Raw genomic sequence first — 16,971 nt, 5'->3', positions numbered from 1 at the left:
ACGGCGTCTCAGCGTGTGATGGCGGCGCGGAACCCGTCGTCCTCGAGGAACAGCGAGGTGTTGTCCGCACCCAGATGGGTCCATTTCAGGTTCAGCCCGCCGTCGACCAGCACGGTCTGCCCGGTGACGTAGCTCGACAGGTCGGACAGCAGGAACAGGATCGGCCCGGCCTGTTCCTCGGGCCGGGCGCGACGGCCCATGGCGATGGCGCGGCGATCGCGCTCGGGGTCGGCGCCCACGTAGGCGCCCGAGGCGGGGGTCGCGGTGACGCCCGGGGCGACCGCGTTGACCCGGATCCCGTCGAGGGCCAGTTCGGCGGCCAGGGTGCGGGTGGCGGCCACGAGTGCGGCCTTCGCGGTGCCGTAGGCGATGTGGAACGGGGCGGCGTTCATCCCGCTGATCGACGACAGCGACACGATCGATCCCGGCAGGTGCCGCGTTTTCAGTTCGGCGGCGACGGCCTGGCTGAAGAAGAACATCGTCTCCAGATTCCATTCGAGTAGCGCCCGCCAATCCGCGCGGGTGACCCGGGTGGCCGGCATCCATGTCGCTGGCGCGGCGCCGCCGGCGATATTGACCAGCCCGTACAGCTCGCCGTCGGCCGCGCGCGCGTGGCCGAGTACCGTCGCGATGCCCTCGTCGGTGGCGGCGTCGGCGGCCACCGGAAAGATCGGAAGTCCCTGTGCCACAAGCGGTGCGATGTCGGCCTCGAGTTTGTCGCGGGAGCGGCCCACCGCGATCACGGAGGCGCCCGCCTCGGCGATGCGCCGGGTGACCGCCGTGCCGATGCCGCCACCGCTCGCGCCGGAGACGATGACGACGCGGCCGTCGAGTCCGAAGAAGTCGTTGACCGTCACCGCGCTCACCGGCCGTCGCGCCGGATCGCGAGGACGCTGCCCTCGGCGTCTCCGGAGAGGTAGAGCGTGCCGTCGGGTCCGGCGGCGATGCCGCTGAACGGTCCCTGCGGTCCGGAGAACGGCAACAGGCCCTTCAACGGTTTGGGTGTCACCCCGGGCGGGGCGCCCACCGGCAGATTGCGTGCGATCACCTGGCGCGCTTCGTTTTTCGGATCCAGGCCGATCAGTTCTTCGGCCTCGACGTCGACGACGTACACCAGCCCGTCGTGGACCGCCAGCCCGTGCGGACGTCCGAGCCCGTCGGCCACGGTGTCGGCCTTCGAGCCGTCGATCGCCACCACCCGGCCCGCGCCGGCCTCGGCGACCAGGCAGGTGCCGCCCGCGGTGAACGCCACCCCCATCGGATCGTGCAGTCCGCTCGTCAGCGGTTCGGTGCGCCCGTCGCGCACGGCGTGCACCGTGCCGGTGCCCCGGTCGGCGACCGCGACGGTGCCGTCGGGGGCGATCGCCACCCCGTAGAGCTGGTCCAGCCCGTCGACGAGCACCTCGCTCTGGCCGGCGGCCGGGTGATAGCGCGAGACCGACCCGTTGCCGGTGACGATGAGGTCACCGTCGCCCGTCGCGGTGAGGCCGCGGATGTAGCCGGGATAACCGGGGCTGAACAGCATTCCGGCGGTGTGCAATTCGCCACCGGGCGGGACGGCGAGCAGGAAGGTGCCGTCGGCGATGTAGAGGGTGCCGTCGGGGCCGACGGTCAGATCCAGCGGCCAGGTCAGTCCGTCGGCGAGGGCGGTGCGGGTGGCCCCGCCGGCGAGGATTTCGGTGATCTTGCCGGTGAAGCTGGAGACGAACAGCCGCTCGCCGATGAAGGTCAGGTTGTCCAGGCCGGGGCCGACGGTGGCGAGCACGGTTCGCTCGCCGTTGCGCGGATCGATGCGCACCACCTCGCCGGTCGCGACCTGGGTGGAGACGATGCGGCCGGCGGCATCGAATTTGACCGCATCCGGCCCGCCCAGGTCGGCCGCGACCCGCTCGTGTTCACCGCCGTCGGGGTCGATGCGCCAGATCTCGTTGCTGCCCAGCAGCGGATAGTAGAGCTTGCCGTCGGGCCCCACCTCGAGGGCGTTCGGCATCGGCAGACCGTCCAGCAGGATCCGCGCAGCGCCGCCGGCCGGGTCCAGTTCCATCAGCCGCCCACCCGGGCGGCACTCGTCGACGAACAGCCGCCCCTGATGGAAGGTGATGCCGTTGGCGCCGGGGAGATCGTCACGGAGCACCCGGGTTTCGCCCTTGCCGTCGCGGATGCTGACGCGGCCGTCGTAGTACTCGGTGATGTAGAGCTCGCCGTCGGGTGCGAAGGCGATGTCGTCGGGCGCGACGATATCGCTGCCCATCGCGCTGATCGTCTCGAGATCGCCGGAATTCGGGTCCAGGGCGCTGATCTGGCTGCCCGCCACCTGTGCGACATAGATCCGGCCGTCGGCGCCGGTGCGAATGCCGTTGGCGCCGAACAGCCTGCTCGGTGCGGTGATGCGGTCGAGGGTCCACCCGTCGGCGACGCTCGCCGCGGTCGAGGTGAGGTAGCGCGCCGGTGTAGTCACCGCGAAGCCTCCGTAGTGCTCTGGGACGAGGGATCACCCGATTCGGTGTCGGCAGCACGTCTCCCGCGAGACGATGGTGATGTATGACACCTTCTCGTTTCTGGAGAGCGTAGTTCTCCACTTCCTTTCATTCAAGTGTTGTTATCATTGACAGGATTGCCGTAGCATGCGCCGACGACCGCTCATCACCTGCGGCGATGTCGCTCGGGGCGCTCGGTCGTGAGGAGTCTTACCGTGGGTGCGGCAACGTCACCTCGTGCGCCGATGGCGGCCGGCCGGTAGCGCCCCCTTGACGGCTCGGCCGGGTTTCCGTGTCCGTCCGCGGCCGGTCGTGCGGATCGTGGGGCGACACGATCGCCGTCTCGGTCGAGGGGCTGTCGGTGTGCGAAAAGGGCTGCGCCGTCCGGTGTTCGCGCCGGCCGGGCGCGAACGCGAGTCCGGCCGCGGGCGCGCAGCTGCCGCGCCCGCGGCCGGACCCCGCGGAGGAGTGATCAGACGGTGTCGTCGGATTCCGTTGGGCGCGAGGCGTTTTCGGGTTCACGCGGACCCTGGTCCAGCCGGAACGGCGGGTACTCGTCGCGCATCAGCGACACGTAGGCCCGGACCCGCAGCGTCCACCGGTTCATGCCGAGCACGAAGGCGAACAGGCCGTGCGGATACCGGCCGGTGAACAGCAGCGCGATCGCCGCGATGAGGACGAGGATGCCGAGCAGCGGAATCCAGATGACGGCGGTCCCTTCGTCGTCTCCGCCCCAGTACCGCGAGCTGCCGACGAACGCCCAGACGACCAGATACTGCGGGATCGCCAGCAACCACCACTTGACGAGGACCAGACCCCGGTGCAGCCGCTCGGGGTAGTCGACGTCGAGGTCGGCCGGATAGCTCTCGTCGGGCCGGAGACTGAACGGGGGATATCGATCGGTGCCGAGTGCCGAAAGCGCGTAGAACCGCACACGCCACGACCAGCGCAGGACACCGACGTTGAATTCGAACAGCCCGCGCGGATAGCGGCCGGTGATCAGGATGGCGAAGAACGCGATGACCGTGACCACCGCATAGGCGATGTGCAGGAAGAACAGCACGATGTAGTGCGGTATCGCCAGAATCCATTTGACGATCCACTGCCAGCGCGACAGCGCGGGGTCCAGATCGCCGCGCACGCGGACCGGGTAGGGAGATGCCTCGGGTTGCATGTCACGCTCCTCTCGGCGGTCGCGGCCCAGCCGAGCCGCGTCGGATATGCACGATTGTTTCGCATTCGCCCTGCGCGCAGGGGTAATTCGGGCCCGTGCGCGTCACCCCCCCCGCGAGACATGTGACGAGCCGGGGAATACGCGGATGCGACGACGAGGTTCGGCCTCGTATGAAGATCGGAGTCAACACCTTCCTGACCGATGAGGGCATCGGTCCCCGGGTTCTCGGACCGGCACTCGAGGAGCGCGGATTCGAATCGCTGTTCCTCGCCGAACATTCCCACATTCCGGCGAGCCGGGAAACGCCGTACCCGGGCGGCGGTGAGCTCCCGCGCGTGTACTACCGCACGTTCGATCCGTTCGTAGCGCTCGCCGCGGTGGCGGTCGTGACCGAACGCCTGGTGCTCGGCACCGGTGTCACGCTGCTGATCCAGCGCGATCCGATCCACACCGCCAAGGAGGTGGCCACCCTCGACCACCTGTCCGGCGGACGGGTGGTCTTCGGCGTCGGCGTCGGCTGGAACCGTGAGGAGATGGCCGACCACGGCACCGACCCGCGGACACGCGGCGCTCTGCTGGACGAGCAGCTGGCCGCGATCCGGGCGATCTGGACCCAGGATCTGGCCGAATACCACGGCCGGTTCGTCGACTTCGATCCGATCTTCGCCTGGCCCAAGCCGGTGCAGCGTCCGCATCCGCCGATCTTCGTCGGCGGCGGGGAGGTCGCGGCGCGGCGTGCGGTGCGCCTCGGTATCGGGTGGGTGCCCAACGGCGTGGCCGATCCTTCGGAGGTGCCGGCGCAGCTGGCCGCGGTCGGCGACAGCGACATCCCGATCGCGATCACGCCGGTCGCGCCCGATCCCGCGCTGCTCGACGCCTACGCCGAGGCCGGCGTCGAGCGGGTGACGTTGGCGCTGCCGACTCTGCCGGAAGCGGAATCGCTGCGCGCCCTCGACGAATTCGCGGCGGTCGCCGAGCGTTACCGCGACTGAGGGTCGTTGCCGGGCAGCGTCGTGACGGCATACTCACGGCGCTGCCCGCACATCTGCGAACAGGCGCGCAGCCGACCCGAATGCGCTGCGCCCGTGAGCTTTTCCATCGGCCCCTACAGTCTCGCGCGGGGACCCGCCGCGATGGCCTGCCGTGCCAGATCCGAGGAGGCGTTGACCACACCCGAGTCGTAGCGTTCCAGCACGACGGACTGGGTCGCGCGCAGGTGGGCGCGGGCCAGGCGTTCGGCCTCGGCGTCGTCGCCGTCGGCGATCGCGGTGACCAACCGGGCATGTACCCGGGCCGCGTCGTGGGCCTGTGGTTCCGACGGATACTCACCGCGCCGGGTGAGTGTCTCGGCCCACGCCTGCTCCTGCGCCGACCACAGGGTGACCAGGCTGGACACGACGCAGCGCACCGTCGCGTTCGGAGTGAAAGCGACCACCAGATCGTGGAATTCGCGCGCGGTGCGGGTGAAGGCGACACCGTCGCCGACCACCTGCTCACAGGCGTCGATATTGGCCTCGAGCGCGGGTACCACGACCTCGGCGCGGTCGGGACGGCGGGCGCATTCGGCGGCACACAGCGGTTCGAGCATCTGCAGTGCGGCCGCCAGATCGCCGAGGGTGACCCGCGCTCCCTGCAGTGCCAGACCCAGGTGGTAGGCGGCGGAGGTTTCGTCGGGGCGATGGACCTCCGCGCCGCCGACATTGCCGCGCCGCACCGTGACCAATCCCTCGGTCTCGAGGATGCGCAGCGATTCCCGGATCGAGGGATAGCTGACGCCGAATTCCTTCACCAGCTGGTCCTGGGTGGGCAGGCGATAGTCGTCGTCGCCGGACAGGATGCGGGTACGCAGCTCGGAGGCGACCGTTTCGGCGATGCGGCGCTGCGGAATCCGCCCGCGACGCGCGGTGGTCACGCGGGCTGCCTTTGGTCCATGCACGGATTCTAACCAGGCCGTGCTGACCATTCAAATATTGCTATCCTTATGAGGATTGACGTACCGTCTGGTGATGGACTTCACGATGGGGGAGGCCGCCGACGCGCTGCGAGATGACTTGCGGCGCTTGGTGTCCCAGCATGTCCCCGCCGATTTCCTGGGCGCCTTCACCGACGATCCGGCCGATCTCGCCGTGGCGCAGCGGTTCTGCGGGGTCCTGGCCGAGCGCGGACTGCTGTGCGTGGCCTGGCCCCGCGAATTCGGCGGGCGCGGCGGATCGGTGTGGGAGCAGACGGTGGTCCGCGAGGAGATGTGGGCCCATCACGAGCCGCGCGGCGCCCAGTACATGGGGGTCAACTGGGTCGGCCCGGCCCTCATGCGGCACGGCACCCCGCGGCAGCAACGCACCCATCTGCCGCCGATCGCGCGCGGCGAGGTGATCTGGTGCCAGGGATTCAGCGAACCCGAGGCCGGGTCGGATCTGGCGTCGCTGCGCACCACCGCCCGCCGCGACGGCGACGGCTGGCTGATCAGCGGGCAAAAGATCTGGACCTCCTACGCGACCATGGCACAGTGGTGTTTCCTGCTGGCGCGCACCGCCACCGGTGCCCGCAAACAACACGGGCTGACGATCTTCCTCGTGCCGATGTCCGCGCCGGGGGTCCAGGTGCGGCCGATCCGGGCCATGATGGGCCCGCACCATCTGAACGAGGTGTTCTTCGACGAGTTGCGGGTGACCGAGGACGATGTGCTCGGCACGCTCGGTGAAGGCTGGTCGGTCGTGCAGGAGGTGCTGGCCTTCGAACGCGTCGGCATCGCCCGCTATGCCCGCTGTGAACGACTGCTGCGCGCGGCGCCGGAGATACTGGGCGATCGCTGGGCGCAGGTGCCGGCCGAATTGCGCGGGCGCTGGGCGCGCATGCTGATGCACTGCCGCCGGGCACGGTTGCTGGCCTACCGGGTGGTCGCGATGCAGAACGAGCACCGGGTGGCGCCCGGGGACGCCGCTGCCTATCGCATCGCCGTGACCCGGCTCGATCAGGACAGTGCCGACGTACTCACCGAACTGGCCGACCAGCTCGACACGGCACCGGATGCGCAGCGGGAGAGCTGGTTTCGCCGCGCGGTCGCCGACCATTGGCGGTACTCGCAGGCCGCGACCATTGCCTCGGGAAGTATCGAAATGCAGCGACTGCTGTTGTCGCGGGCCCTGCTGGGGGCGTCGTGAACATCGACCTGAGCGGGGAGGCCGCCGGCTACGGCCGCGAGGCGAGCCGGGCCTTCGCGGCCGCGGGCGGGGACCGGCTGATCCAGGCCGCCGAGGCCGAGCCGTCCCGTCGCGCGGACATCGTCGCGCCCGTCCTGGCCGGACTCGGCGCGTGGGAGCTGGATCCGCGTCGCGACAGCGACGATCTGGAAGCGGCGGCGGCCCTGTGCCGCAGTGCCGGCTACTGGGCGCTGCCGTATCCGCTGGCCGAACGGCTGGCGCGGCCGCTCGACGCGGAGGCCGACGGCCTGGTGGTGGTCACCGAATCCCGCGCTCGGGGTGCGGTCGCCGATCTGGACTTGCGGTGGGCGGCAGTCACGGTGGAGGGCAAGCTCTTCCAGGTGCGGACGCTGCCCGACGGTGCGCCGCCACGGACCTCCGCCTTCGTGACGCCCTTGGCGCTGACCTCCGTCGGGGCGGCCGGGAGCGCGGACGCGGCACTCGCGCTGACGCTGAACTGCTGGACGATGCTGGGCATGCTGGACCGCGTCCTCGACCTCACCCGTTCTCATGTCCTGATGCGCACCCAGTTCGGGCAGCCGCTGGCGAAATTCCAAGGTGTGCAATTTCAGCTCACCGATGCCGAGGTCGAACGCAGCGGGCTGGACGTCCTCGCGAAATACGCCTTGTGGAGCGTCCGGCGCGGCGGGGAGGATGCTCTCGGCGACGCGCTCGCGGCGCGGGTCGCCGCACTCGATGCCGCGGAAACCGTCTTCCGGGTCGCCCACCAGTTGCACGGGGCCATCGGCTTCTGCGACGAATCGCCGCTGTCGTGGTTGTCGCGCTACAGCCTGCCGCTGCGCCGGCTGCCGTGGGCGAGTTCCGGGACACGCGATCGGCTGACCCGCCATCTCGGCACACGGGGTCTGCCCGGGCCGTTCGACGGCGGGGAGGCAGTCGATGCCACATGGCAGTGAGTGCACATGCGCACCGAATGCGAAAGTGCGGTAAGTGCCTGTGACGGACGATATTCCGAGCTACGACCTGCCCGATGTGCTAACCGTGACGGGGAGCGGGCCGGTGCGAACGGTGACCATCAACCGGCCCGGCGAATCGAACGCTGTGAACGCACCGCTGCACTGGGCGTTGGCCCATGTGTGGCGGCAGCTCGCGGCCGACACCGCTGCGAAGGTGGTCGTCGTGACCGGCGCCGGCCGGGCCTTCAGCGCGGGCGGCGACCTGGACTGGATCACCTCTTTCCTCGACGATCCGGTGGCACGGGAGGAGAGCTTGCGCGAAGGCGCGCAGATCATCGAGGAGATGTTGCGGTTCCCGCTGCCGGTGATCGCCGCGGTGAACGGTCCCGCCATGGGACTGGGTGCGAGCGTAGCCGTCCTGTCGGACGTGGTGCTGATGTCGCGCAGCGCGTATCTGGCCGATCCGCATGTGAGCGTAGGGCTGGTCGCCGGGGACGGGGGCGCGGCCTTCTGGCCGCTGCTCACTCCGCTGCTGCGCTCGCGCGTCTACCTCTATACCGGCGACCGCATCGATGCCGCGACCGCGGTCGACTTGGGACTGGCCACGGCGGTATCCGAACCGGAGGATCTGCTCGACGACGCGCTGCGGCTGGCGCGACGGCTCGCCGCGCAACCGGCACCGGCGCTGCGGGCGACCAAGCGCGTCGCGAATATGTATCTGTCACAGGCTCTCAGCGGTGCGATGCAGGCGGGATTCGCCGCCGAATCGGTCACCATGTGCTCACCCGAACATCGTGCACGGCTGCTGGCGCTGCGGCGCTCGGCGGCCCGGAGGTAGCCGATGGATGCCCTGGCCGAATTCCGGGAGCAGGTACGGCAGTGGTGTGCGGCGAACATTCCGCCCGAGTGGCGGGCGCGGCAGACCGGCGCCACGGATGCGGAATTCGTGGATTTCCAACAGGAATGGTTTCAGCGCCTGCGGGCGGGCGGCTTCGCGGTGCCGCACTGGCCGCGCGAGTGGGGCGGCGGTATGCCGGTCGCGCAGCAGGCGGTGCTGTATTCCGAACTCGCCGCACACGACGCGCCGCGGCTGGTGCTGGCGTTCGTCTCGATTCATCACGCGGCCTCGACGCTGCTGGCCGCGGGTACCGCCGCGCAACGCGAGCGGCATCTGCCCGCGATTCTGAACGGCGAGATCTGGTGCCAGGGTTTCTCCGAACCGGACGCCGGATCGGATATGGCGGCCTTGCGCACCTCCGCCCGCCGCCACGGCGACGCCTACGTGGTCAACGGCCGCAAACTCTGGGCCAGCGGTGCGGCGTTCGCCAACTGGTGCCTGCTGCTGGCGCGCACCGATCCGAACGCCCCGCAACGCCACGGGATTTCGTACTTCCTGCTCGATATGCGTTCACCCGGGGTGCAGGTGCGGCCGATCCGGCAGGCCACCGGGGAGTGGCATTTCTGCGAAATCTTCCTCGACGCGGTCGAGATACCCGCGGCGAATCTCATCGGTCCCGAGCATCAGGGCTGGCAGGTGGCGCAGCGGACACTCGGCGCCGAACGCGGGCTGACGATGCTCGAACTGGCCGAACGGCTGGCGCACGGCGGTTTCCGTCGACTGGTCTCGCTGTGCGCGCGGCCGCGTCCCGGTGGCGGGTGCGCGCTGGACGATCCGCCGGTCGCGGATCGGCTGGCGCAGCTGGAAACCGAACTGGCCGGCCTGCGGGGTCTGTGCGCGGATCTGGTGGCGGCCGAGCGGCCCGGCCCGGCCGATGCCTCGATCGTGAAGTTGTACTACAGCGAACTGCTGCAGCGGATGACGGATTTCGGGACGGAGGTGGCGGGGGTGAGCGCCCATGCGGTGTTGCGCAAACCGCGGTCGAGCGGATGGGAGTCGGGGGCCTGGATGCTCGACTTCCTCGGATCGTGGGAGTGGACCATTCCCGGCGGCACCAGCGAGATCCAGCGCACCATCATCGGGGAACGCGGACTGGGCCTGCCGCGGGAACCGGTGGTGCCGCGATGACCGGGCGGCTGTCGGAGCCGGTGACCGACTTCGCGGACGTGCACGACGACCTGCGCGCGGTGGCGCGGCGCGTACTCGGGGCGACCGCGCCGGGGGAGCCGCAGGACTGGACGCCGATCGCGGCATCGGGGTGGCCGGGTCTCGAGGTTGCCGCCGAATTCGACGGCGCGGGAGCCACATTCGCCGAAGTCGCGGTGGTGCTGCGGGAAATGGGCCGCGCCCTCACCCGCAGCCCCTACGCCTCGGTGACGGCGCTGACGCTGCCCGCACTCGCCGCGGTGGCGCCGAACGCCGCCCGGGACCGGCTGCTGCGCGCGACCGCCGGCGGCGCGGCCGTGCCGATCGTGGTGGCGGGCGGGGACGCCGCGCCACCGTGGGGCGGGTCCGGCGGATTCGTTCCGTTCCGGATCGAGCGCCGCGACGATGCCGTATTTCTTTGTGGCACAATGAACTTCGCGGCCGATGTCACCGCCGCGACCACGCTGCTGATTCCGGCGAGGGAACCGGACGGATCGACGGTTCTGGTGGCGGTGTCACCCGGCTCCCCCGGTCTCGCGGTCACCGAGCAGCCGATTCTCGACGCGACCCGCGCCGTCGGCGCGGTGCACGCCGAGGACGCCCGCGTCTACGCGGAGTCGGTGTGGCCCTGGACAGGGGCCGCCCCGCTGCCTGCGCTGTTCGAGCGGGCCGCGCTGGCCACCGCGATCGACAGCGTCGGACTCGCCGAGGCGGCCCTCGAAGCCACCGTCACCCACGTGCGCACCCGCGAACAGTTCGGCCGGGCGGTCGGCTCCTTTCAAGCGGTGAAACACGCGTGCGCGGATATGCTCGTCGCCCTGCGCATCGCGACCCGCCTCGTCGACGACGCCGTCGCCGTGCACGTCCGTGGCGCCGCCGATGCGTGGATCGCGGTCGCCCGAGCCAAGTCCCACACCTGTGCCGTCGCGGTCGGCATCGCCGGAAAGGCCATGCAACTGCACGGCGGAATGGGATACACCTGGGAGAGCGGCATCCACCGCTACCTGGAACGCGCCACCTTCAACCGCGCACTGTTCGGCTCCCCGGCCGAACACCGCGCCCACCTCGCCCACCGCTACCGGGAACCGGACTTCACTCCGTGAGGCGCGGTAGCGCCGCGCGCCCACCGGTGGTATCCCGACCGCGTCCTACAGGTGACGCCTGGCGGTCCGCGCCTCGGTTCACGAGGCCGGACGTCTCGGATCGAGACGGCCCCAACCAATGGCGATGGACCGCACGCGCGGACGCGGTCGTGTCCGCATGCCGGTGAAGGCACTGGTGGCCGGTCGCGAGGCGGTCCGGCCGGCATGCCCGGTCGCAGCGATGGTTTCGCTGTCGTCAGCGGGCGGTCCACCCACCGTCCACGACGATGGTCTGGCCGGTCACGTAGCTCGCGGCGTCACCGGCCAGCCAGGCGACCGCGCCCACCACATCCTCCGGTGTGCCGTGGCGTGGCAGGGGAGTGTTGCGGCGCAGGTATTCGCGGGGGCGCTCGTTGTCGTAGAGCGGGGCGGTGATCTCGCTGCGGAAAAAACCCGGGGCGACCGTGTTCACCCGGATGGAATGGCGGGCCCACTGGACCGCCAATTCGGCTGTCAGACCGGATAATCCGGCCTTGCTGGCGGCGTAGGACGCCTGCGGGATGCCCGGGATGCCCACTCGGCCACTGATCGAGGAGATGTTGACGATACTGCCGCGGCCGACCGCGCGCATATGCTCGAATACCGACTGCGACAGCAGCAGGGGTGCGGCCAGATTCAGCTCCAGGGTGGACCGGATGGCCGGCAGCGGTTCGGATTCCGCGCGTTCCTCGGTGAACATGGTGCCCGCCGCGTTGACCAGGATTTCCGGCGGACCCAGGGCGGCGGCCGTCGCCTCGGCGATCACGCCGATCCGGTCCAGCTCCGACAGGTCGGCGGTGACGGCGAGGCCGTCGATCTCCACGGCCAGCTCGTCCAGCCGATCGCGCCGTCGCGCCACCACCGCTACCCGGGCGCCGAGTCCGGCGAGGGTGCGGGCCACGGCTGCTCCGAGGCCCGACGACGCGCCGGTCACGATCGCGACCCGGCCCTCGAGATCGAAGACGTCCGCCCCGCCGCGGCCGTGCTGTCCGGTCACCGCGTACTCCCTTTCGCCGCAGCGGGTTTCCTGTGGTAGGTGCGCCGTGCGGTCACGACGGTTCTCCGGGCCGCGCGGCGACCAGTGCCGCGAGTTCGGTGCGCCGAATCTTGCCCATCGCATTCACCGGCAGCGCCGGCACCTGAACCCAGCGCTCGGGTACCTTGTAACTTGCGAGTTCGCGCCGGCACCAGGCCGTCAGCGCTTCGAAATCGACTGCCGGCCCGGTACTTTCGACGACCGCGGCGACCCGCTGGCCGAGCCGATCGTCGGGAATCCCGCAGACCGCGGCGGCGGCGACCTGCGGATATCCGGTGATGACGCGCTCCACCTCGAGCGGATAGACGTTCGCGCCGCCCCGGATGATCACCAGCTTCTTGCGGTCGATCACCCGCAGCCAGCCCTCCTCGTCGACGGTGCCGATATCGCCGGTCGGTAGCGGCAGCGGCTCGCCCGGACGCACGCGGCCATCGGCCCAGTAGCCCAGCATCGGTGTCCAACGGCCTGCCCACGGCCCGGCCGGTGCGGGGGACAGCCGCAATTCACCCGGCTCGCCGGCGGGCAGGCGGCGATCGCCGTCGTCGTAGGCGGCTACGTCGAACTGCGGCGTCACCCGGCCGCTCGTGCCCGGCCGCCACGCCGGACCGGGCGGGTCGATCGACACCACGGTCGGCGCCTCGGTGAGCCCGTAGGTGACGCGCGGAACCAGGCCGTGGGCCTCGGCGAAGGCGTCGCGCACGGCGTCGGAGGTGTCGCTGCCGCCGCTCCACACCTCACGCAGCGAGGTCAGATCGGCATTGCGGCGGGCCAGATCGTAGAGCTGGGCGGGTGCGCCGTTCCACACCGTAACCCGATGTGCGGCAATCCATTCCGCCACTCCGTCGGCGTCGCGCCGGTTCATGATCACCGCGGTCCCGCCGGCCTGGGCGGTGGTGAGGGTGGACAGAATCATCATGTTGAGAATGGTCAGCGCGAAACTGTCGCCGCGGCGCAGATCCGGACCCCAGCCGCGGGTCGCCACCGTGACCGCGCCCGGCAGCAGCATGCCGCGCTGGGAATGCACGACGGCCTTGGGAACCCCGGAGGTACCGCTGGTGAACGCGATTCCGGCCGGTGCCTCGGGATCGGTCTCCACTCGCGGTGCCGGGTCTGCCGCGCGCAGCAGCCCGGTCCATCGGTCGGGATCGACAGCTTGCGAAACCCGTGGTTCGAATCGCGGTCCGGCCAGGACGACCGACGGCTCCACCAGATCGCACAGCAGTTGCTGTTCGGATGCCGCGGCCGCCTCGCCGATTCCCGCCCACACCGCGCCGATCCGCTGGGCGCCGTGGAAGGCCGCCACGATGGGCAGATCGTTGGGCAGGCACGCCGCGACCCGATCACCCGGGCGTACCCCGAGCCGCCACAGCGCGCCGGCCGCCCGCGCCGCCGCTTCGTCGAGTTCGGCATACGTCCACGCGCCCGACGCCGCTTCGATGGCGGTGGCGCCGGGCCGGGTGGCCAGCATCGGATCGAGGATCGCGGCGACCGAAGCGGGAATCCGCACGCCGTTGTTGTCACTGCCCACCGAACCTTGATATCACTATCCTTGTAAAGATTCATCAGATAGCCTGAAGATGTTGCCCCCGAGGGCTGTTCGCGACTCCGCGCGGCCGGTGGGCTTCGATTCCACGTGCCCGGACGCCGTGGTCACGCCCGTCCGGAGCCGGTCGTCGCGCGGGAGTGTCGAACGAGGAGGCACCGATCATGCAGCCGCCGAACACCGCCGCCGGTCCGCTGGCGGGGGTGCGGGTCATCGACCTGACCGCGATGGTCATGGGCCCGTACTGCACCCAGATCATGGCCGATATGGGCGCGGAGGTGATCAAGATCGAGCCGCCCGCCGGGGACAACACCCGCTACATCTCCGCCGGGCCGGAACCCGGCATGGGCGGGGTCTTCGTCAACGTCAACCGCGGCAAACGCAGCGTGGTGCTGGATCTGCGCACCGAGTCCGGCAAGGCGGCACTGCGCGCATTGATCCGCACCGGCGACGTGTTCATCCATTCGATGCGCGGACGGGCGATCGCGGCACTGGGTTTCGACTATCCGGCGGTGGCGGCGGTGAATCCCGCGATCGTCTACACCAACTGCTACGGCTACGGCCGCCGCGGCCCGGACGCGGATCGCACCGCCTACGACGACACGGTCCAGGCCGAATGTGGACTGCCGTATGTGCAACAGCGCCTGACCGGCCACACCGCCTACGTCGGCACCATCATGGCGGACAAGGTCGCCGGCCTGACCGCCCTGTACGCGACGGTGATGGCGCTGTTCCATCGGGAACGCACCGGCGAGGGCCAGGAGGTGGAGGTCGCCATGTTCGAGACGATGGCGGCGTTCATGCTCGTGGAGCACGCTGCCGGCGCTCTGTTCGAACCGGCGCTCGCGCCGCCGGGATATCCGCGTGCGCTCACACCGGACCGCAAGCCCTACCGCACCGCCGACGGATACCTCGCGGCACTGGTCTACAACGACAAACAGTGGAACGCGTTCGTCGATGCGGTGTGTCCGCCTTGGGCCACACCCGAATTCGCGACCTTGGCACAGCGGGCCGCGCGGATCGACGAGGTCTACGCCCTGCTGGCCGACACGTTCCGGGAGCGCACGACCCAGCAGTGGCTGGACCTGCTCGAGACCCTCGACATCCCCGCGGCGCCGGTGAATTCGCTGGAGGCACTGTTCGGCAATCCGCATCTCGAGGCGGTGGGCTTCTTCGAAACCGTCGACACGCCGAACGGTCCGGTGCGGTTCCCGGGGCCGCCCGCGTGGTTCTCCCGAACCCCCGGCCGCGTGGCCGGACCGGCGCCGCGGCTGGGCGCCCACACCGCCGAACTCGTCGGCGATCGAGACAGCCGTCTGGCGCGCACCGGTGAGGGAGGAGGCGCCGCATGACGGTCGTGCGCGATCCGGCGGACCTGGATCTGAGCGAAATCCTCCGGCCCGGCGATCATCTCGTGATCGGGCAGGCCTGCGGCGAACCACCGACCCTGGTCGAATCGCTGTTGCGGCAGGCCGCGGACATCGGCGGGCTGACCGCGTTCATCGCCACCAGTTTCTCCGGATCGTTCACCCCGGCCGCCACCGCCGGCCTGCGGATGCGCAGCATGGGCGCGATCGGCGCGCTGCGCGGCCTGACCGCCTCGCACGCGCTCGAGGTGATCGCCTGCCACGTCGGGCAGATCGGGCCGATGCTCGAATCCGGCGCGCTGCGGTGCGATTGCGCCTTCGTCCAGGTCGCGCCCGCCGACCGGCACGGCAACCACAGCCTCGGACTGGTGAGCGACCATGTCGCCGCGGCGGTGCGCGCCGCGCGGGTGGTGGTGGCCGAGATCAACGAGCAGGTGCCGTGGACCTACGGCGAATCGATCCCCGGCAGCGAGATCGACTACGCGGTCGAGGTGTCGCGACCGCCGGTCACCGTCGCCCCGCCGCGAATCGGACCCGTCGACGAGGCGATCGCACGCCACGCGGCCGCCTTCATCGGCGACGGTGCCGTGGTGCAGACCGGGATCGGCGCGGTGCCCGACGCGCTGTTGCGGATGCTGAGCGACCGGGTGGATCTCGGCGTCCACTCCGGCATGATCGGCGACGGCCTGGTCGACCTCGTCGAGGCGGGCGCGATCACCAACGCCCGCAAGCGCATCGACACCGGCGTCTCGGTGACCGGCGCGCTCATCGGCACCCGCCGGCTCTACGACTTCGCCGACCGCAACCCCGCGATCCGCATGTGCCCGGCCACCTACACCCACGATGCCGCCGTGCTCGCCCGGCTCGACGATCTGGTGTCGATCAATTCCGCGGTGGAGGTCGACCTCACCGGACAGGTCAACGCCGAACAGCACGGAACGGCGTATCTCGGCGGCACCGGCGGACAGGTCGATTTCGTGCGCGGGGCGGCGCGCGCTCGCGGCGGGCACGCCATCATCGCGCTGCCCGCCACCGCCAAGGGCGGCACCGTGAGCCGGATCAGCGCCGCTCTGTCGGGCCCGGTCACCACCGCGCGCAGCGAAACCGACATCGTCGTCACCGAATTCGGCGCGGCCGAGCTGGCGGGGCGCACCCTCGCCGAGCGGGCGCGCCGGTTGACCGCCATCGCCCATCCCGATTTCCGCGAGGACCTGGAACGGGCCGCGGCCGAGATCACGAAGCGAGGATTCTGAATGGCCGACATACCCGCGACCGATTCACCCGGCACCGAGGCGGTGCTGTTCGACGCCCGCGCCGACGGCATCGCCGTCATCACGCTGAACCGGCCCGCCACTCGCAACTGCCTGGACGCCGAGATCCGCGCGGGCCTGTTCGCCGCCTGGGACCGCTTCGAACACGATGCGGCGCTGCGGATCGCGATCCTCACCGGCGCGGGCGACAAGGCCTTCTGTGCCGGAGGCGATCTGAAGGAGATGGTCGCGACCGGGATGCAGGTGCCGCCGCGTGCGATGTACCCGCTGCCCTACGACACCGTCGAGTTGTCGAAGCCGACCATCGCCGCGGTGAACGGCGCCGCGTTCGCCGGCGGGTGGATGATCGCGCAGGCCTGCGATCTGTGCGTCGCCGCGACAACCGCGCGTTTCGCGGTGACCGAGGTGAAGGTCGGCCGCAGCTCCCCGTGGGCGGCGCCGCTGATCCACATGATCCCGCAGCGCGTCATGATGGAACTGCTGCTGACCGGCGCCCCCATCGACGCGCGGCGAGCCTACGAGATCGGCCTGGTCAATCGCCTCGCCGAACCCGGGCGACTGCTGGACACCGCGATCGAGCTGGCCGGCGAAATCCTCAGCGGCGCACCGCTTTCGGTCCGTGCCGCGCGCGAGACGGTTATGCTCGCCACCGAGATGGGCCGTTCGGCGGCACTGCGGGCGGCCCGCGCGGCCAGTGAACGCTGTTATCGGAGCGAGGATGCGCAGGAGGGGCCGGCGGCGTTCGCCGCAGGCCGCCCACCGGTGTGGAAGGGGCGTTGACCGATGCCGACCGCGGCGCGTGATACGTCGACCGCGTCGAA

Annotated in this window: 15 protein-coding genes; 9 read left to right on the top strand and 6 right to left on the bottom strand. The window is 70.5% G+C overall.

Annotated features, from left to right (window positions below):
* Positions 1–8: 8 nt before the first annotated feature.
* The 3 genes from NMI01S_RS29480 to NMI01S_RS29465 form a co-directional block, all read right to left on the bottom strand.
* Complete coding sequence (locus NMI01S_RS29480; RefSeq protein ID WP_063002107.1) at positions 9–857, bottom strand: SDR family NAD(P)-dependent oxidoreductase; 849 nt, start codon at positions 855–857, stop codon at positions 9–11.
* 5 nt (positions 858–862) lie between these two features.
* Complete coding sequence (locus NMI01S_RS29475; protein WP_063001977.1) at positions 863–2,458, bottom strand: SMP-30/gluconolactonase/LRE family protein; 1,596 nt, start codon at positions 2,456–2,458, stop codon at positions 863–865.
* Between the two features lie 491 nt (positions 2,459–2,949).
* Positions 2,950–3,651, bottom strand: a complete 702-nt coding sequence (locus tag NMI01S_RS29465; RefSeq protein ID WP_063001975.1) for a DUF4389 domain-containing protein — start codon at positions 3,649–3,651, stop codon at positions 2,950–2,952.
* A 170-nt stretch (positions 3,652–3,821) separates the two neighbouring features.
* Between NMI01S_RS29465 and NMI01S_RS29460 the strand changes: the two genes are divergently transcribed.
* Positions 3,822–4,643, top strand: a complete 822-nt coding sequence (locus tag NMI01S_RS29460) for an LLM class F420-dependent oxidoreductase (protein ID WP_063001974.1) — start codon at positions 3,822–3,824, stop codon at positions 4,641–4,643.
* Positions 4,644–4,756: 113 nt separating this feature from the next.
* Here the strand turns inward: NMI01S_RS29460 and NMI01S_RS29455 are convergent, their stop codons facing one another.
* Entirely contained in the window at positions 4,757–5,563 is an 807-nt protein-coding gene (locus NMI01S_RS29455; RefSeq protein WP_063001973.1) for a FadR/GntR family transcriptional regulator, read from the bottom strand.
* Positions 5,564–5,657: 94 nt separating this feature from the next.
* On the opposite strand from NMI01S_RS29455, the gene NMI01S_RS29450 reads away from it, so the two are divergent.
* Genes NMI01S_RS29450 through NMI01S_RS29430 form a run of 5 tightly spaced genes read left to right on the top strand, consistent with a single transcriptional unit; the run spans position 5,658 to position 10,915 of the window.
* The gene (locus tag NMI01S_RS29450) at positions 5,658–6,812 is read left to right on the top strand and encodes an acyl-CoA dehydrogenase family protein (protein WP_174554581.1); all 1,155 of its coding nucleotides are present in this window, start codon (positions 5,658–5,660) and stop codon (positions 6,810–6,812) included.
* Positions 6,809–7,768, top strand: a complete 960-nt coding sequence (locus NMI01S_RS29445; RefSeq protein ID WP_063001972.1) for an acyl-CoA dehydrogenase family protein — start codon at positions 6,809–6,811, stop codon at positions 7,766–7,768. Before NMI01S_RS29450 ends, NMI01S_RS29445 begins: the two co-directional genes overlap by 4 nt.
* Positions 7,769–7,802: 34 nt before the next feature.
* Complete coding sequence (locus tag NMI01S_RS29440; protein ID WP_245717082.1) at positions 7,803–8,606, top strand: enoyl-CoA hydratase/isomerase family protein; 804 nt, start codon at positions 7,803–7,805, stop codon at positions 8,604–8,606.
* A 3-nt stretch (positions 8,607–8,609) separates the two neighbouring features.
* Positions 8,610–9,794 (top strand): acyl-CoA dehydrogenase family protein, encoded by a 1,185-nt coding sequence (locus NMI01S_RS29435; protein WP_063001971.1) that lies wholly within the window; start codon positions 8,610–8,612, stop codon positions 9,792–9,794.
* Positions 9,791–10,915: an acyl-CoA dehydrogenase family protein gene (locus tag NMI01S_RS29430; protein ID WP_063001970.1), complete on the top strand. Its 1,125-nt coding sequence runs from the start codon at positions 9,791–9,793 to the stop codon at positions 10,913–10,915. Before NMI01S_RS29435 ends, NMI01S_RS29430 begins: the two co-directional genes overlap by 4 nt.
* A 235-nt stretch (positions 10,916–11,150) precedes the next feature.
* Here NMI01S_RS29430 and NMI01S_RS29425 read toward each other — a convergent pair whose 3' ends face one another.
* Both NMI01S_RS29425 and NMI01S_RS29420 read right to left on the bottom strand, forming a co-directional pair.
* Positions 11,151–11,930, bottom strand: a complete 780-nt coding sequence (locus NMI01S_RS29425; RefSeq protein WP_063001969.1) for an SDR family NAD(P)-dependent oxidoreductase — start codon at positions 11,928–11,930, stop codon at positions 11,151–11,153.
* A gap of 52 nt (positions 11,931–11,982) precedes the next feature.
* Positions 11,983–13,497 (bottom strand): class I adenylate-forming enzyme family protein, encoded by a 1,515-nt coding sequence (locus NMI01S_RS29420; protein WP_063001968.1) that lies wholly within the window; start codon positions 13,495–13,497, stop codon positions 11,983–11,985.
* Between the two features lie 179 nt (positions 13,498–13,676).
* Between NMI01S_RS29420 and NMI01S_RS29415 the strand changes: the two genes are divergently transcribed.
* From NMI01S_RS29415 to NMI01S_RS29405, 3 genes are read left to right on the top strand one after another with little or no spacing between them, the layout of a single operon-like run.
* Positions 13,677–14,864, top strand: a complete 1,188-nt coding sequence (locus tag NMI01S_RS29415; protein WP_063002102.1) for a CaiB/BaiF CoA transferase family protein — start codon at positions 13,677–13,679, stop codon at positions 14,862–14,864.
* Entirely contained in the window at positions 14,861–16,132 is a 1,272-nt protein-coding gene (locus NMI01S_RS29410) for an acetyl-CoA hydrolase/transferase family protein (protein WP_063001967.1), read from the top strand. The genes NMI01S_RS29415 and NMI01S_RS29410 overlap by 4 nt, the downstream gene beginning before the upstream one ends.
* Positions 16,133–16,930, top strand: a complete 798-nt coding sequence (locus NMI01S_RS29405; RefSeq protein WP_063001966.1) for an enoyl-CoA hydratase/isomerase family protein — start codon at positions 16,133–16,135, stop codon at positions 16,928–16,930. It abuts the gene before it with no gap.
* Positions 16,931–16,971 lie beyond the last annotated feature (41 nt).

The organism is Nocardia mikamii NBRC 108933 (assembly GCF_001613505.1).
Classification (GTDB): domain Bacteria; phylum Actinomycetota; class Actinomycetes; order Mycobacteriales; family Mycobacteriaceae; genus Nocardia; species Nocardia mikamii.
This window is presented reverse-complemented; position numbering and strand designations above follow the sequence as displayed.

Excerpts from the sequence above, each read along its gene's own strand:
- NMI01S_RS29465 (WP_063001975.1), bottom strand. The coding sequence starts at position 3,651 with ATGCAACCCGAGGCATCTCCCTACCCGGTCCGCGTGCGCGGCGATCTG.
- NMI01S_RS29435 (WP_063001971.1), top strand. The coding sequence starts at position 8,610 with ATGGATGCCCTGGCCGAATTCCGGGAGCAGGTACGGCAGTGGTGTGCG.
- NMI01S_RS29410 (WP_063001967.1), top strand. The coding sequence starts at position 14,861 with ATGACGGTCGTGCGCGATCCGGCGGACCTGGATCTGAGCGAAATCCTC.
- NMI01S_RS29430 (WP_063001970.1), top strand. The coding sequence starts at position 9,791 with ATGACCGGGCGGCTGTCGGAGCCGGTGACCGACTTCGCGGACGTGCAC.
- NMI01S_RS29405 (WP_063001966.1), top strand. The coding sequence starts at position 16,133 with ATGGCCGACATACCCGCGACCGATTCACCCGGCACCGAGGCGGTGCTG.
- NMI01S_RS29450 (WP_174554581.1), top strand. The coding sequence starts at position 5,658 with ATGGACTTCACGATGGGGGAGGCCGCCGACGCGCTGCGAGATGACTTG.
- NMI01S_RS29460 (WP_063001974.1), top strand. The coding sequence starts at position 3,822 with ATGAAGATCGGAGTCAACACCTTCCTGACCGATGAGGGCATCGGTCCC.
- NMI01S_RS29415 (WP_063002102.1), top strand. The coding sequence starts at position 13,677 with ATGCAGCCGCCGAACACCGCCGCCGGTCCGCTGGCGGGGGTGCGGGTC.